This window comes from Bradyrhizobium nanningense (assembly GCF_004114535.1).
Lineage (GTDB): Bacteria > Pseudomonadota > Alphaproteobacteria > Rhizobiales > Xanthobacteraceae > Bradyrhizobium > Bradyrhizobium nanningense.
The window spans coordinates 25,812-39,834 of sequence record NZ_LBJC01000019.1; the positions used below are offsets into that span (position 1 = coordinate 25,812).

18 protein-coding genes are annotated in these 14,023 nt (G+C 64.6%); 16 read left to right on the forward strand and 2 right to left on the reverse strand.

What is annotated here, in order from left to right; translation table 11 throughout:
• Positions 1-53: 53 nt before the first annotated feature.
• The 14 genes from XH84_RS11685 to XH84_RS11750 all read left to right on the forward strand — a co-directional run bounded on the left by XH84_RS11685 (position 54) and on the right by XH84_RS11750 (position 10,784).
• Positions 54-635, forward strand: coding sequence for a SoxW family protein (locus tag XH84_RS11685; RefSeq protein WP_128920764.1), 582 nt, complete (start codon positions 54-56; stop codon positions 633-635).
• 133 nt (positions 636-768) lie between these two features.
• On the forward strand, positions 769-1,212 hold the full coding sequence (soxX, locus tag XH84_RS11690; RefSeq protein WP_128920765.1) for a sulfur oxidation c-type cytochrome SoxX: 444 nt from the start codon (positions 769-771) through the stop codon (positions 1,210-1,212).
• Between the two features lie 18 nt (positions 1,213-1,230).
• A complete protein-coding gene (soxY, locus tag XH84_RS11695) occupies positions 1,231-1,683 on the forward strand; it encodes a thiosulfate oxidation carrier protein SoxY (RefSeq protein ID WP_128920766.1) in 453 nt (150 codons plus the stop codon).
• An 18-nt stretch (positions 1,684-1,701) separates the two neighbouring features.
• Entirely contained in the window at positions 1,702-2,028 is a 327-nt protein-coding gene (gene soxZ / locus XH84_RS11700) for a thiosulfate oxidation carrier complex protein SoxZ (RefSeq protein WP_128920767.1), read from the forward strand.
• Between the two features lie 28 nt (positions 2,029-2,056).
• A complete protein-coding gene (gene soxA, locus XH84_RS11705) occupies positions 2,057-2,878 on the forward strand; it encodes a sulfur oxidation c-type cytochrome SoxA (protein ID WP_128920768.1) in 822 nt (273 codons plus the stop codon).
• 27 nt (positions 2,879-2,905) lie between these two features.
• Positions 2,906-4,597, forward strand: coding sequence for a thiosulfohydrolase SoxB (gene soxB / locus XH84_RS11710; RefSeq protein WP_128920769.1), 1,692 nt, complete (start codon positions 2,906-2,908; stop codon positions 4,595-4,597).
• Between the two features lie 3 nt (positions 4,598-4,600).
• Complete coding sequence (gene soxC / locus XH84_RS11715) at positions 4,601-5,872, forward strand: sulfite dehydrogenase (protein WP_128920770.1); 1,272 nt, start codon at positions 4,601-4,603, stop codon at positions 5,870-5,872.
• Complete coding sequence (locus XH84_RS11720) at positions 5,856-6,548, forward strand: c-type cytochrome (RefSeq protein ID WP_164936423.1); 693 nt, start codon at positions 5,856-5,858, stop codon at positions 6,546-6,548. The genes soxC and XH84_RS11720 overlap by 17 nt, the downstream gene beginning before the upstream one ends.
• Before the next feature lie 26 nt (positions 6,549-6,574).
• On the forward strand, positions 6,575-7,009 hold the full coding sequence (locus tag XH84_RS11725) for a DsrE family protein (protein ID WP_164936455.1): 435 nt from the start codon (positions 6,575-6,577) through the stop codon (positions 7,007-7,009).
• Positions 7,010-7,024: 15 nt separating this feature from the next.
• Positions 7,025-7,930 (forward strand): alpha/beta hydrolase, encoded by a 906-nt coding sequence (locus XH84_RS11730; protein WP_128920773.1) that lies wholly within the window; start codon positions 7,025-7,027, stop codon positions 7,928-7,930.
• Between the two features lie 10 nt (positions 7,931-7,940).
• Entirely contained in the window at positions 7,941-8,384 is a 444-nt protein-coding gene (locus tag XH84_RS11735) for a DsrE family protein (RefSeq protein WP_128920774.1), read from the forward strand.
• Positions 8,385-8,479: 95 nt separating this feature from the next.
• Complete coding sequence (locus XH84_RS11740) at positions 8,480-9,571, forward strand: YeeE/YedE family protein (RefSeq protein WP_128920775.1); 1,092 nt, start codon at positions 8,480-8,482, stop codon at positions 9,569-9,571.
• A 105-nt stretch (positions 9,572-9,676) separates the two neighbouring features.
• Positions 9,677-10,228 (forward strand): YeeE/YedE thiosulfate transporter family protein, encoded by a 552-nt coding sequence (locus XH84_RS11745; protein ID WP_128920776.1) that lies wholly within the window; start codon positions 9,677-9,679, stop codon positions 10,226-10,228.
• Between the two features lie 10 nt (positions 10,229-10,238).
• A complete protein-coding gene (locus XH84_RS11750) occupies positions 10,239-10,784 on the forward strand; it encodes a YeeE/YedE thiosulfate transporter family protein (RefSeq protein ID WP_128920777.1) in 546 nt (181 codons plus the stop codon).
• Positions 10,785-10,826: 42 nt separating this feature from the next.
• Here XH84_RS11750 and XH84_RS11755 read toward each other — a convergent pair whose 3' ends face one another.
• Positions 10,827-11,144, reverse strand: a complete 318-nt coding sequence (locus XH84_RS11755) for an ArsR/SmtB family transcription factor (protein ID WP_128920778.1) — start codon at positions 11,142-11,144, stop codon at positions 10,827-10,829.
• 103 nt (positions 11,145-11,247) lie between these two features.
• Here XH84_RS11755 and XH84_RS11760 point away from each other — a divergent pair, with 103 nt between their 5' ends.
• Both XH84_RS11760 and XH84_RS11765 read left to right on the forward strand, forming a co-directional pair.
• Positions 11,248-12,069: a helix-turn-helix domain-containing protein gene (locus XH84_RS11760; protein WP_128920779.1), complete on the forward strand. Its 822-nt coding sequence runs from the start codon at positions 11,248-11,250 to the stop codon at positions 12,067-12,069.
• A gap of 69 nt (positions 12,070-12,138) precedes the next feature.
• Complete coding sequence (locus tag XH84_RS11765; RefSeq protein ID WP_128920780.1) at positions 12,139-12,804, forward strand: DsbA family oxidoreductase; 666 nt, start codon at positions 12,139-12,141, stop codon at positions 12,802-12,804.
• Here the strand turns inward: XH84_RS11765 and XH84_RS11770 are convergent.
• Positions 12,782-13,981 carry a GNAT family N-acetyltransferase gene (locus XH84_RS11770; RefSeq protein ID WP_128920971.1) on the reverse strand — a complete coding sequence of 400 codons (1,200 nt, stop codon included), beginning with the start codon at positions 13,979-13,981 and terminating at the stop codon, positions 12,782-12,784. The two genes, XH84_RS11765 and XH84_RS11770, sit on opposite strands and share 23 nt — an antisense overlap.
• Positions 13,982-14,023: the final 42 nt, after the last annotated feature.

Consider the following 14,023-nt stretch of genomic DNA (forward strand, 5'->3'; position numbering starts at 1 on the left):
TATTATAATGAAGCGGTCGCGACCCGCAATATTGTCCAAGGTTGAAATTCCCGATGCACCTCCGTAGGCCGACGCGGCGAGATGTTCTGGCATTGGCTCCGGGGGCGGCGCTTGCCGCGAGCTGCGGCGAGGTTGTGGCCGAGCCCGCGCTTGGAGATGACGGGCTCTATCGCGAGCCCTGGTTTCTGCAGAGCTTTCTCGATCTGCGCGAGGACCTCGATAGTTCTGCCGCTGGCGGCAAGCGCCTCGCCATCATGTGGGAGCTGCGCGGCTGTCCCTATTGCCGCGAAACCCATCTGGTGAATTTCGCCGATACGGGCATTGCAAACTACATCCGCGACAATTTCGAGGTTCTCCAGCTCAATCTGATCGGATCCCGCAAGGTTACGGACTTCGATCGCCAGGAATTGTCCGAGAAGGACCTTGCCCAGAAATACGGGATCAGGTTCACCCCGACGTTCCAGTTCTTTCCGCCATCGTCCAGCGGCATCGAAAAGCAGGAGCCGATGGCGCGAGAAGTCGCCCGGGCGCCCGGCTATCTGAAGCCGCCGCATTTTCTCGCGATGTTTCGGTTCGTGCGGGAGCGCGCCTATGAGCGCGGCTCGTTCAGGGATTTCCTCGCCGCCAGCGGCTAGTCCAGGCGTCGCGCGCAAAATATGTCTTGACGTTGTCGAAGACATCAACATATCATAATAAATGAATGTGATGGATCGTCGGATCAATCATGAACGAGGCGGGCGTCACCTCGCCATCCCTGGGGTAGGAAACATGCGGCGCTCGCTTGCTGCTGCGTTTGCGTTGTGTCTCATGGTCGGTAGCGCTTACGCGCAGGAGCCGATCAAGCTCGACGTCGCCGATGACTCCCTGCCGAAATCCCTGACCGGTACGCCTGGAAATGCCGCCGCCGGCAAGAAGGTGTTTCTGACGCGCACGCTCGGCAATTGTCTGGCCTGCCATCAGGTCACGAGCCTCAAGTCCGAAGAGTTCCACGGCGAGTTCGGTCCGTCGCTCGACGGTGTCGCCGGCCGCTATAGCGAGGCGCAATTGCGCCTCATCGTCGCCGATCCCAAGCGCATCTTCACCAATACGGTCATGCCCGCGTTCTTCAAGAACGACGGCCTCAGCCGAGTGCGCCCGGAATTCGTCGGCAAGTCCATTTTGACGCCCGCGCAGGTCGAGGACGTCATCGCTTTTCTCAAGACGCTGAACTGACGGCGAGGAGGACCAGGAATGAAGGCCATCAATCGACGGCAGGCATTTGCGCTCGGGGGCGGCTTCGTCATGCTGACGCTGCTGCCCATGGCAGCCGATGCCGAAGTGACGAACGACGCGGCGAAGTGGATCGAGAAGTTCACCGGCGGCAAGCAGCCGGCCAAGGGCAAGATTTCGCTCGACCTGCCGGAGATCGCGGAGAACGGCAACACCGTGCCGCTGTCGATCAACGTCGAGAGCCCGATGACCGCGGACTCCTACGTCAAGGACGTCATGATCATTGCGGACGGCAACCCGAATGCAGGCGTGGCGACACTCTCGTTCACCCCCTTGTCTGGCAAGGCGGAAGCCTCGATCCGGATCCGGCTCGCGTCCACGCAGAACGTGATTGCGATCGCGAAGATGAGCGACGGTTCGTTGTTCACGGAGCAGAAGACCGTGAAGGTCACCATCGGCGGCTGCGGCGGCTAAGGGCTCAGGAGAAAACAGATGGCAGACAAACCGCGCATCAAGCTTCCCAAGGAAGCGGCCAAGGGCGAGGTCGTCCAGATCAAGACCCTGGTTTCGCACGTGATGGAATCGGGCCAGCGCAAGGATGCGCAGGGCAAGACCATTCCGCGCAAGATCATCAACAAGTTCGCCTGCGAGTTCAACGGCAAGCCGGTGTTCGCGTGCGCGCTGGAGCCGGCGATCTCGGCCAATCCCTACATCCAGTTCGATGCCAGGATCGACGAGGCCGGCACGTTCAAGTTCTCCTGGACGGACGACGACGGCACGGTGATCACGGCCGAAGAGAAGATCGCGCTCAAGGCATGATGCGCCTCGCGCATTGAGGGAGGCTCGAATGGCGCCACGATATGTTGGGTTGGCCGCTATGGTCGCGGCCGCCGCGTCGGTTGCGACGCTCGCATGCGCAGAGGACGCCGAGCGCAAGGGCATCGCGGCGCCGCCCGGCCACGTCTTCAAGACCATCATCTCCGGGTACGAGTTCCGCAGCAAGGAAACCCGCGCGCTGCAGGACGACGATCTCGAAAATCCGGGATTCCTCGCCGTGGAGCGCGCGGCGGACGCCTGGAAGAAGGTCGAGGGCAGTGAGGGCAAGTCCTGCATGAGCTGCCACGGCGAAGCCGAGACCAGCATGAAGGGCGTCGGCGCCGCGATGCCGAAATGGGACGACAAGCTGAAGAGGCCGGTCAATCTCGAGCAGCGCATCAACATCTGCCGCACCGAGCACATGAAGGCGGAGCCCTGGAAGTTCAAATCCGGGGAATTGACCGACATGACCACGTTCGTGCGCTACCAGTCGCACGGCATGAAGGTCTCGGTAAAGACCGACGGCCCGATGTCGCCCTGGTTCGAGCGCGGCAAGCAGATCTATTACACGCGCTACGGCCAGCTCGATCTTGCCTGCGAATCCTGCCACGAGCGCAACAACGGTAAGTTCATGCGCGCCGATTTCCTGAGCCAGGGCCAGACCAACGGCTTTCCCACCTATCGGCTGCGCGACCAGCGCCTGGTGCCGCTGCACGAGCGCTTCGAAGGCTGCATGTTCGACGTGCGCGCCGAACCGTTCAAGCCGCTCTCGGACGAGTTCCTCGCGCTCGAGCTCTATGTCGCCTGGCGCGGCATCGGTCTGCCGGTCGAGACGCCGTCGGTGCGCAATTGAAACGATGAGCTTGCAGGAGTATTGCGCATGATCTCTCGACGCGAGTTCATTCAGGTTGCTGCGGCAACGGCGGCGCTCTCGACCGGTGTTGGCTCTGGCCTGACCCGGGCGGTCGCCCAGCAGCGCCTGACCGAGAAGGAGTTGCTCGCGTTCGAGCCGCTCGGCAACGTCACGCTGGTGCATGTGACCGACATTCACGGTCAGCTCATGCCGCTTTATTTCCGCGAGCCCTCGACCAATCTCGGTGTGGGCGAGGCGAAGGGTCTTCCGCCGCACGTGACCGGCAAGGAGTTCCTCGCCCGTTTTGGCATCGCGCCCGGCTCGTCGGCGGCCTATGCCTTGACCTCGGAGGATTTCGAGGCGCTGGCCAAGAGCTATGGCCGGATCGGTGGCCTCGATCGCGCCGCGACCGTGATCAAGGCGATCCGCGCCGAGCGCGGCGACAAGGTCGCGCTGCTCGATGGCGGCGACACCTGGCAGGGCTCGTGGTCGTCGCTGAAGACGCGCGGCCAGGACATGATCGACTGCATGGCGCTGCTCAAGCCCGACGCCATGACCGGCCATTGGGAATTCACCTACGGCACCGAGCGGGTCAAACAGGCGATCGAAGGCCTCGGCTTCCCGTTCCTTGGCCTCAACATCCGCGACACCGAATGGAACGAAGCGGCGTTCGACGCCGCGACCATGATCCAGCGCGGCGGCGTCAAGATCGCGGTGCTCGGCCAGGCTTTCCCCTATACGCCGGTCGCCAATCCGCGCTGGATGATTCCGAACTGGTCGTTCGGCGTGCGAGAGGAGGACGTGCAGGCGCAGGTCGACAAGGCGCGCAAAAGCGGCGCGCAGCTCGTCGTGCTGCTCTCGCACAACGGTTTTGACGTCGACCGCAAGCTTGCAAGCCGCGTCAAGGGCATCGACGTCATCCTGACCGGACACACCCATGACGCGCTGCCCGAGGCAGTGAAGGTGGGCAAGACCCTGCTGATCGCGTCCGGCTCGTCCGGCAAGTTCGTGTCGCGGCTCGATCTCGACGTCCGTGACGGCGAGGTCAAGGCTTACAGCTACAAGCTCATTCCGCTGTTCTCCGATGTGATCACGGCGGACGCCGAGATGGCGGCGAAGATCGCCGAAGTGCGCAAGCCCTTCGCGTCCGATCTTTCCAAAGTGCTCGGCAAGACGGATTCGCTGCTCTACCGGCGCGGCAATTTCAACGGCACGTTCGACGATCTGATCTGTCAGGCGTTGCTGCAGGAGCGCGACGCCGAGATCGCGCTCTCGCCCGGTTTTCGCTGGGGTACCAGCGTGCTGCCGGGGCAGGACATCACCTTCGAGGACGTCACCAACGCAACCGCGATCACCTATCCCGCGGTCTACCGCATGGGCATGACAGGTGCGCGGTTGAAGGAGATCATCGAGGACGTTGCCGACAATCTCTTCAACATCGATCCGTACTACCAGCAGGGCGGCGACATGGTGCGGATCGGCGGGCTCGCTTACGCGATCGACGTCACCAAGCCGCAGGGCAGCCGCATCTCGGACATGCAGATGCTCAAGACCGGCGCGCCGATCGATCCCGCCAGGGAATATCAGGTCGCGGGCTGGGCCAGCGTCAACGAAGGTACCGAAGGGCCGCCGATCTGGGACGTCGTCGCGAACTACCTGACGCGACAGAAAACCGTTCGGCTCGAGCCCAACCGGGCCGTCAAAGTTACCGGAGCGTAAGCGATGTCGAAGATGGACAGTTCCCGGCAATCACGACGCAGTTTCCTGGCCGCTGGCGCCGGTGTTGCTGCCTCCGTGCTCGCCAAGCCGGCCGCGGCCGGCGCCGGCAATCCCGCCAACCAGCCGCCCAACGTGCCGGAATGGACCAAGTCGCTGGGCGAGGGCGTGGCCGTGCGCCCCTATGGCAAGCCGTCGAAGTTCGAGAAGGATGTCATCCGCCGCGACGTCGAATGGCTGACCGCCTCGCGCGAATCCTCGGTGAGTTTCACGCCGCTGCATGAGCTCGAAGGCATCATCACCCCGAACGGTCTTTGCTTCGAGCGGCATCATGGCGGCATCGCCGAGATTGATCCGGCCGATCACCGCCTGATGATCCATGGCCTCGTGGACCGTCCGCTGATCCTCACGCTGGACGAGCTGAAGCGCTATCCGCGCGTCAATCGCATCCACTTCATGGAATGCGCGGCGAATTCGGGCATGGAGTGGCGCGGCGCCCAGCTCAACGGCTGCCAGTTCACCCACGGCATGATTCACTGCGTGCAATATACCGGCGTCTCGCTGCGCACGCTGCTGGAAGAGGCCGGCGTCAAGACCAACGGCAAGTGGCTGCTGGTCGAAGGCGCCGATGCAGCGGCGATGGACCGCAGTCTGCCGATCGAGAAGGCGCTCGACGATTGCATCATTGCCTACAAGATGAACGGCGAGGCGCTCTATCCCGAGCAGGGCTATCCGATGCGATTGGTCGTGCCGGGCTGGCAGGGCAATCTCTGGGTCAAGTGGCTGCGCCGCATCAAGGTCGGCGATCAGCCCTGGCACACCCGCGAGGAGACGTCGAAGTACACGGACCTCATGCCGAACGGCAAGGCCCGCCGCTTCACCTGGGCGATGGACGCCAAATCGGTGATCACGTGCCCGAGCCCGCAGGCACCGATCAGGCATGGCAAGGGCTTTACCATCGTCTCGGGGCTCGCCTGGAGCGGCGCCGGAAAAGTCAAACGCGTGGACGTGTCGCTCGACGGCGGCCGCAACTGGTGGCCGGCACGGCTCGATGGGCCCGTTCTCGACAAGGCGCTGACGCGCTTCTACTACGAATTCGATTGGAACGGCGAGCCGCTGCTGCTGCAATCGCGCGTCCAGGACGAGACCGGCTATGTGCAGCCGAGCAAGGCGGAGCTGCGCAAGATCCGCGGCGTCAACTCCATCTATCACAACAATGGCATCCAGACCTGGCATGTGCAGGCCAATGGTGAGGTCGAGAATGTCGAAGTCGCTTAAGCTCATTGCAGTCGCGCTGACCGCCTGCGCGCTGAGCGCGCCGGCGCTTGCACAGCAGAAGGCGGATGCCAAGAGCGGGCCGCGCTACCACATCGGACGCGCGCCGACCGCGGACGAGATCCGCGGCTGGGATATCGACGTGCGTCCCGACGGCCAGGGCCTGCCGGACGGCAAGGGCACGGTCGCGCAAGGCGAAAAGCTGTTCATGGACAATTGCGCGACCTGCCATGGCGAGTTCGGCGAGGGCAACGGCCGCTGGCCGGTGCTGGCCGGCGGCAAGGGCTCGCTGACATCAGACAATCCGGTCAAGACGGTGGGCTCGTACTGGCCCTACGCCTCCACCGTGTTCGACTACGTCCGTCACGCCATGCCTTATGGCAATACTAGCTCCCTGTCCGTCGATGAATATTATGCGCTAGTCGCCTACGTCCTCTATCTGAACGACGTCATTACCGACCAGAACTTCGAGCTGAACAAGAAGACCCTTGCCACGATCAAGATGCCGAACGAGCAGGGTTTCGTGATGGACGACCGCGCCACCAGCGAGAAGTCGTTCTGGCAGAAGGACCCTTGCATGAAGGATTGCATCGCGCCGGTGAAGATTACCGGGCGCGCTGCCGCCGTCGACGTGACGCCAGAGGAAGGCAAGGAGAAGAAGTCGCGGGGCGTGGAGTGAGAACCGGCCGGGCGAGCCGCCGCACGCTGCTGCATGCGGCCCTCGCTGCCGGCTTACTCGCCACAATCCATCCGACCGTGACCCAGGCGGCCGAACCTCACAGGCTCGCGCTGCAGATCAGCGACGACGATCCGGTCAAGATGCGCGCCGTTCTCGATGTTGCGGCCAACGTCTCGCGGCATTATTCCGGGCAGGGCGAGGACGTCGAAATCGCAGTGGTTGCCTTCAATGGCGGCCTCGACATGCTGCTCGAGGACCGTTCGCCGGTGAGGGAGCGCCTGGTGAATTTTCTGAAATCGATGCCCAATGTAAGCTTTCTGGCCTGCGGCAATACGCTGGAGACGCTGGCGGTGAAGGAAGGCAGGCGGCCTCCGCTGCTCGAAGGCGTCAGCGTCACGCAGGTCGGGGTTGCCGCGCTGATGGATCTTGCCGAGAAGAACTGGACGATTGTCCGGCCGTAGGGGAGATAGCCGACGATGCGATGGTTGATGGGACTGGCTATCGTGCTCGCGCTCGCAGGGCCCGCATGTGCGGCCGAGCAGGAGCTGGAACTGTCGGTCGAGGGCCGCACGACGCTCGCGACGCTGCGCACGCCAGCCTCGATGGGGCCGGACACACCACTCGTCGTGATGACCCACGGCACGCTCGCGCACAAGGACATGGAGGTCATTCAGGGTGTTGCCAAGGCGCTGGAGCAGCGCGGCATCGCTTCGCTCGCCCATACGCTGTCGCTCGGGCTCGATCGCCGCAAGGGCATGTATGACTGTGCGGTGCGGCACGACCACCTGACCGACGATGCGGTTGCCGAGATTGGTGCGTGGGTGACACGTGCGAAAGACATGTCGCGACTCGTTTTCGCGCTCGGTCATTCGCGCGGCGGCAACCAGGTCGCGCGGTATCTCGCAGCAAGCGAGACCCCGCCGGTGGCGGGTGCGGTGCTGCTGGCGCCCGTGACCGCAGAAGCCGAGGCGGATTTGCGCGCCTCCTACGCGAAGACCTATGGCAAGCCGCTCGATCCGTTCCTGGAGCAGGCGACCAAGGCGGTCGCGGCGGGCCGCGGCGGGGAGTGGATGGACGTGCCTGGCTTCATCTATTGCCGCAACGCCGTGGTGACCGCACGCGCCTTTGCGTCATTCTATGCCGCCGATGCTGGCCAGGATACCGCCGCGCTGGTGGCGCGCACAAAGCTGCCGGTGCTGGTGTTCGCCGCGACCAAGGATAGCGTCGTCCCCGACGTGGCAACCGCCTTTGCGCCGCTGACCGGTTCGAGCGGCGGCAGGGTGCAGCTCGACACAATCGAGGATGCCGATCATTTCTTCCGCGACCTGTTCGCGGAAGATGTTGCCGACCGCATCGCCGAGTTCATCAAGCAGACACGATAGGAGGGGGACCATGCAGCGTCGATCCATGCTTCGCGCGAGCTTTGCCGGACTATTTGGTGCCTTCGCGGTGCGCCAGGCGTCCGCGGCGACGGAAACGCCCGCGCGGCAGCGCGTCGCCTATCACCTCGCCGATGCCGATCGTGTCGTCTTCGTTCTGGGCAATCTGCAGAATCATGTCGACGGCGTCGGCGGGCCCGGCAAGGCCGACATCAGGTTGGTCGTGCATGGACCGGCGCTGCGCGCCTTCCACGCCCTCGCGGCCCAGGACCACATTGTTGCGATGATGACGAAGCTCGTCGACGCCGGCGTCGGCTTCGATGCTTGCGCCAATACGATGAAGGCTCAGGGCGTCAAGCTGGACGATCTCACGCCCGGCTTCGTCGTCGCCGAGAAGGGCGGCGTGGTGCGGCTCGCCGAGCTGCAACAGCAGGGATTTGCGTACTTGCGTCCCTGAATAGGCGTGGGCTGCGCCCCGGGGCTTGATCTCGCTCATATAGCGCGGCCGCGCCTGGCGATAGATTGGCAAGTCCAGGGAATACCGAGGCGGCCGTGCTGACGACACTCATCGATCTCATGGGGGAAGACCGGCTGTCATGGCTGGGCGGCCTCCTGGTCGGCGGCCTCTTTGGATTCTTCGCCCAGCGCAGCCGCTTTTGCCTGCGCGCAGCCGCCGTCGAATTCTCCCGCGGCGCGGGCGGGCCGCGCCTTGCGGTGTGGCTTTTGACCTTCGCCGCCGCGCTGGTGGGCACGCAAGGCTTGGTCGCGCTCCGCTGGCTCGACGTGTCCGAGGCGCGGCAACTCGCGCAGCAGGGAAGTATCTCCGGTGCGCTGCTCGGCGGAGTGATGTTCGGCTGCGGAATGATCTTGGCGCGGGGCTGCGCCAGCCGGCTGCTGGTGCTCTCGGCCAACGGCAATCTCAGGGCGCTGCTGTCGGGCCTGGTGTTCGCGGTCACCGCTCAGGCTTCCTATCGTGGCTTGCTGTCGCCCGCGCGCGAGTGGGTGACCAATCTGTGGCTGGTCGACGGTGGCCCGTCACGCGACATCATGGCGATGTTCGGGGCCGGCACGCCCGAAAAGCTCGCCTTCGGATGCGTGTGGCTGATTGCGGGGCTGTCCTTCGCCTTCCGCAGCCGGCTGCCGCGCCGGCTGATCCTTGCTGCGCTTGCAACCGGAGCAGCCGTCGTCGCCGGCTGGTTCTTCACCTACCAGCTGTCGCAGGCCTCCTTCGCGCCGGTGACGCTGAAGAGCCTCACCTTCAGCGGACCGTCGGCCGAATTGCTGATGCTGGTCCTGAACAGCTCGCAGCTCCGGCTCGGCTTCGACCTCGGCATTATTCCGGGCGTGTTCCTCGGCTCGTTCGCCGCAGCGGCGCACGCGGGCGAGCTGAAGCTGGAAGGATTTTCGGACGGGCTCGGCATGCGCCGTTACCTGCTCGGCGCGGTGCTGATGGGGTTCGGGGCGATGCTCGCCGGCGGCTGCGCGGTCGGTGCCGGCGTGACCGGTGCCTCGGTCTTCGCGCTCACCGCCTGGCTCGTGCTCGGCGGCATGTGGCTGGGGGCGGGTCTCACGGATTTGATCGTCGACCGCGGCGGCATACCGCAAGCCCGACCGGCGACGAGCTCGCCTGCGCCGGGAATCTGAAAATAGTTTAGAGATTGCTAAATTGTAATTTCTGAATATGATATTTGCTGGTGCAGGCTGATTGCGTCGCAACGATGCTGGCCCGACGCTTCCGGAGAAACGCACATGACCACCATCACGGAAAGCTACGTTCGCGAAGCGCCGCGCACGGCGCGGATTGACTGGTCGCCTTATCTGGTCGGTGCGGGAATTGGCCTGCTGAGCTGGATCGCCTTCGCCGTGTTCGGCGATCCGCTCGGCGTCACCACGGCCTATTCGCGCATCGCCTCCCTGTTTGCCATTCCCGTGATCGGTCCTGAGGCTGTGGCACAGAACGCCTATTGGAAGAGCATGCCGCTGAAGTGGGACTACGGCGTCTGGTTCCTCGTCGGCATTCCCGCAGGCGCATTCATCTCCGCGGTGATGTCGGGGACGTGGCGGCTCGAACTCGTGCCTGAAGTCTGGCAGGAACGATTCGGACCGTCGATCGCAAAGCGTTTCATCGGCGCGTTCCTCGGCGGAGCCGTCATCATGTACGGTGCGCGGCTTGCGGGCGGCTGCACCAGCGGACACGGTATCTCCGGCGGGTTGCAACTCGCGGTGTCGAGCTGGCTATTCCTGGCGGTGATGTTCGCCACCGGGCTCGGAATTTCCGCGCTCATGTTCCGCAAGCAGTGAGGGACCTCCGGTGACAGCGATGATGACAATCCTTGGTCCGCTCGTGATGGGCGCAGCCTTCGGCTTCCTGCTCCAACGCGGCAAGGTGACCAACTGCAATGTGATCGAGAACCAGTTCCGCCTGCGGGATTTCACCGTGCTGAAGGTGATGGGCACCGCGATCGTGGTCGGCGGGATCGGTGTGCTGCTGCTGGTCGATACTGGCAACACGAAATACTACGTGAAGGATGCCAACATGCTGGCGGTCGCGCTCGGCGCCGCCCTGTTCGGCGTCGGCATGGTGGTTTACGGCTATTGCCCGGGAACGGCGCTCGGCGCCATCGCAACCGGCAGCGTTCATGCCTTGGTCGGTGCGCTCGGCATGGTCGCCGGGGCCATCCTCTACGCCCTGAGCTTCGATTGGTTGAAGGCGCACGTGCTCAACGTCTGGGCGCTGGGCAAAGTCCGTCTTCCGGACGTGACGCACGTTCCCGACATCGCCTGGTTCGCCGCACTTGCCGTCGGCGCCGCGTTGTTCTTCTGGTGGGTCGAATCCGCGGAAGCCAGGCGGAAGTGAATGGTGCAAGTCACTGCGATCCGGAATTGTCCGGGCCGCAGGTCACCGTCTTGGCGTCTTGCAGAATAGCCTGTGCAGCGTCGAAAACAGCTCTTCGATCCGCCGGTCTGCGATACGGTACCACATCGTCTGACCGTCGCGCCGGCAGGCAACGATGCGTTCGGTCTTCAGCTTCGTCAGGTGCTGCGATAGCGCCGACGCGGAAAGGCCGACATCCTCGGCGAGCGCGCTCGCGCTGATTTCGCCATATTCGACCAGCTTGCAGACGATGAGCAGACGATGCTCATTGGCGAACATGCGCATCAGGGTGGCTACCTCCTTTGCCTGCCTTTCGAGTTCGCTGGTGTTCATTCGGCGCATGACGGTGTTTCATTAGCATTTCCGTGCCGGCGGTCAAAAGGGACGGAAATCATGACCTCCCAGGTAATGGAAGGGCCGATATCTGCGTGCTAGATTTTCGGCCATGAACGCACATGCATCCACGGCACGTACCGAACGCAGCCAACCGGTCCATATCGGCGACCATTTGCGGGAATGGCGGCAGCGCCGCCGCATGAGCCAGCTTGATCTGGCGGGCGAAGCCGAAATCTCGGCGCGTCACCTGAGTTTCGTCGAGACCGGCCGCGCCGCCCCCTCGCGCGATATGGTGCTGAGGCTCGCCGAACGCCTCGACGTGCCCTTGCGCGAACGCAACGTGCTGCTGGTCGCGGCCGGCTATGCGCCGGCATTCCAGCAGCGGCCGCTGGAGGATCCCGCCTTGAAATCAGCCCGCCAGGCCATCGATCTCGTGCTTAGGGCACATGAGCCCAATCCCGCGCTCGCGGTGGACCGGCACTGGAACCTGGTCTCGGCCAACCGCATGGTGGCGCCGTTGCTCGACGGCATTCCGCAGCATCTGCTCGGCCAGCCCTTCAACGTGCTGCGGCTCGCCTTCCATCCCGAGGCGCTGGCGCCGCGCACGGTCAATCTCGCGGAGTGGTGCGGGCACCTCCTGGAGCGGCTCCACCGGCAATGTGAAGCAACGGCCGATCCTGAATTGATCAGGCTCTACAACGATCTCAAGAGCTACCCCATTCCGGCGCGTGCAGGGCCGCTGTCGAGCGACAATGTCGCGATCCCCTTCAAGCTGCGCCACGAGGGGGAGATCCTAAGTTTCTTCTCCACCACCATGGTGTTCGGCACGCCGGTCGACATCACGCTGTCGGAGCTGGCGCTGGAGACGTTCTTTCCGGCCGACGAGCGCACCGCCGAGCGGCTCAGGCAGATGGCAGCAGCCATGACTTAGCGCCCTTGCCTCGGAGCGGGTTCGGCTTATCTTCGAACCAACCCGTATTGCCCGAAGGAGGTGCCTGCCATGAGCACGCTGAAGCCGCTCCAGATCGACGTCGTCTCCGACGTGGTGTGCCCCTGGTGCTATATCGGCAAGCACCGGATCGAGAGCGCGCTGGCACTAGTTCCGGACGTCCCGGTCAAGCTCAATTTCCGCCCGTTCTTCCTCAATCCCTGGGTGCCGCGCGAGGGCATCAGCCGCGAGGCCTATCTCACCCAGAAGTTCGGCTCGGTCGAGGCCTATAAGGGCATTGCGGGGCGCGTCGTTGCGGCCGCAAGCGAGGAGGGCCTCGTCTACAGGCCCGAGCTGGTCGCGCGCCAGCCCAACACCACCGACTGCCATCGCCTCATCCTGTGGGCGGAGGCGATCGGCAAAGCACCCGAGATGAAGCAGCGCCTGATGGAGCTGTATTTCCGCGACGGCGGCGATCTCACCGACGTGAACGTGCTGGTGCAGGCGGCCGCCGATGTCGGCCTCGATGCCGAAGACGTGCGCAAGCGCCTCGCCACCGACGAGGACGTCGCGCGCGTTTCGGCGGACGCGCAGGAAGCCGCCGAAAAGGGCATCTCCGGCGTGCCGACCTATGTGTTCGCGCAGAAATACGCGGTCTCCGGCGCGCAGGATCCGACCCTGCTCGCGAAGGCGATTCGGCAGGTGTCGGCGGAGATCAACGCCCAGGCGGCGGAGTAGCTTTCGCTGATTTGCGGAGCCGGCGAACCAGGCGTCGCGCGGTCTCGTGCGCGGCGTTAAGGCCGACCAGCGCTCCGTGAATGAGCGCGACGACCGGATCGTTCCGCCGCAGCGGGATCAGCACGTCGCCGACCGCGAAGCGTCCGCGCCAGATCGGGTTGATCATCGGGTGATCGGCGCTCGCGGTGGAATCCGCACTGGCAATGGCGGGATCCGCGCAGAGATGGCGGGTGAGGTCGAGCGTGAGCTGCACGCCCGGCGAATATCTTGCAAAGCGCTCGTCGATGCCGAGCTTGAAGAAGAAGGCGCGGTCCTGGTGACGCAGCACGATGCCGGCAGCGACCGGCGTCGTGCCAGCGCGAAGCGTGATGATCTCGCACTGCGCGGTCTCTGCCAGCGCCGGCACGGCGCGGCGAATGAAAGCCGCATCGCCCGCATGCTGAACCAGCGCGGTGCGGCGCTCGCCTTTCCAGCCGCTGGCTTCGAGCTGCAGGAATGTTTCGAGCGCGGGTCCGATCTCGCCGGGCCGGCGTGCGACGTCGAACGTAACAGGGCCTTGCTCTCCAAGGCGGTGGCGCTGACGGCGCAGCTCCTTGAGCTTCTTGGCACCGAGTGCATCGCGCAGCAGCGTTTCGTCATCCTGCGTCGCATCGAGGCTGGCGCGGAGGTAGGAGGACAGTACGCGCGGCTTCAGGCCGTCGCGGTTCAAGGCCTGCTCGAGCGCATTCATCGCGGCGCCGTCGAGCGCGACATCGTTCAGCACGAGCGCATGCGCACCGGCCTCGCGCGCGCGCTGCAACAGGCCCGTGGCCGCCTCGATCGGGGCGTCGCGATCGATCAGCGGGCTGCACAGCGTGCCGTAGGGATGCGCGCTCACCAGCGCGGGCAGGGGAATCTTTAGGGCACGCCACAGCGAGATCACCGGCATCAGCCCGATCAGCGGCGTCGAAGAGCCGTCGAATGCGGGCAATGCCGAGGCTTCGGTGCGGCCACGTGCGGTGGCGCTGACGGCGAGCTCCCAGGCGGGCAGGTAATATCCATTCGGCTCGGCCGCGCGCTGCGCGAGTGCGCGCCACTGGCCGGTATCGATCGTCGTGAGCGGGACGCGCGCGCGCGCGGCTCCGGCTTCCTTTGCCGATGCCGGATTGATCGCCGCCTGCTGCGCGATGTCGACCACGTCCCGCCGTCCCCAATCACGCGGGCTGAGCCCGTGTTGCGC

Bases quoted from the DNA above. Each gene is read 5' to 3' on its own strand.
- XH84_RS11685 (WP_128920764.1), top strand. From the start codon at position 54: ATGCACCTCCGTAGGCCGACGCGGCGAGATGTTCTGGCATTGGCTCCG.
- soxX (WP_128920765.1), top strand. From the start codon at position 769: ATGCGGCGCTCGCTTGCTGCTGCGTTTGCGTTGTGTCTCATGGTCGGT.
- soxY (WP_128920766.1), top strand. From the start codon at position 1,231: ATGAAGGCCATCAATCGACGGCAGGCATTTGCGCTCGGGGGCGGCTTC.
- soxZ (WP_128920767.1), top strand. From the start codon at position 1,702: ATGGCAGACAAACCGCGCATCAAGCTTCCCAAGGAAGCGGCCAAGGGC.
- soxA (WP_128920768.1), top strand. From the start codon at position 2,057: ATGGCGCCACGATATGTTGGGTTGGCCGCTATGGTCGCGGCCGCCGCG.
- soxB (WP_128920769.1), top strand. From the start codon at position 2,906: ATGATCTCTCGACGCGAGTTCATTCAGGTTGCTGCGGCAACGGCGGCG.
- soxC (WP_128920770.1), top strand. From the start codon at position 4,601: ATGTCGAAGATGGACAGTTCCCGGCAATCACGACGCAGTTTCCTGGCC.
- XH84_RS11720 (WP_164936423.1), top strand. From the start codon at position 5,856: ATGTCGAAGTCGCTTAAGCTCATTGCAGTCGCGCTGACCGCCTGCGCG.
- XH84_RS11730 (WP_128920773.1), top strand. From the start codon at position 7,025: ATGCGATGGTTGATGGGACTGGCTATCGTGCTCGCGCTCGCAGGGCCC.
- XH84_RS11735 (WP_128920774.1), top strand. From the start codon at position 7,941: ATGCAGCGTCGATCCATGCTTCGCGCGAGCTTTGCCGGACTATTTGGT.
- XH84_RS11745 (WP_128920776.1), top strand. From the start codon at position 9,677: ATGACCACCATCACGGAAAGCTACGTTCGCGAAGCGCCGCGCACGGCG.
- XH84_RS11755 (WP_128920778.1), bottom strand. From the start codon at position 11,144: ATGCGCCGAATGAACACCAGCGAACTCGAAAGGCAGGCAAAGGAGGTA.
- XH84_RS11760 (WP_128920779.1), top strand. From the start codon at position 11,248: ATGAACGCACATGCATCCACGGCACGTACCGAACGCAGCCAACCGGTC.
- XH84_RS11765 (WP_128920780.1), top strand. From the start codon at position 12,139: ATGAGCACGCTGAAGCCGCTCCAGATCGACGTCGTCTCCGACGTGGTG.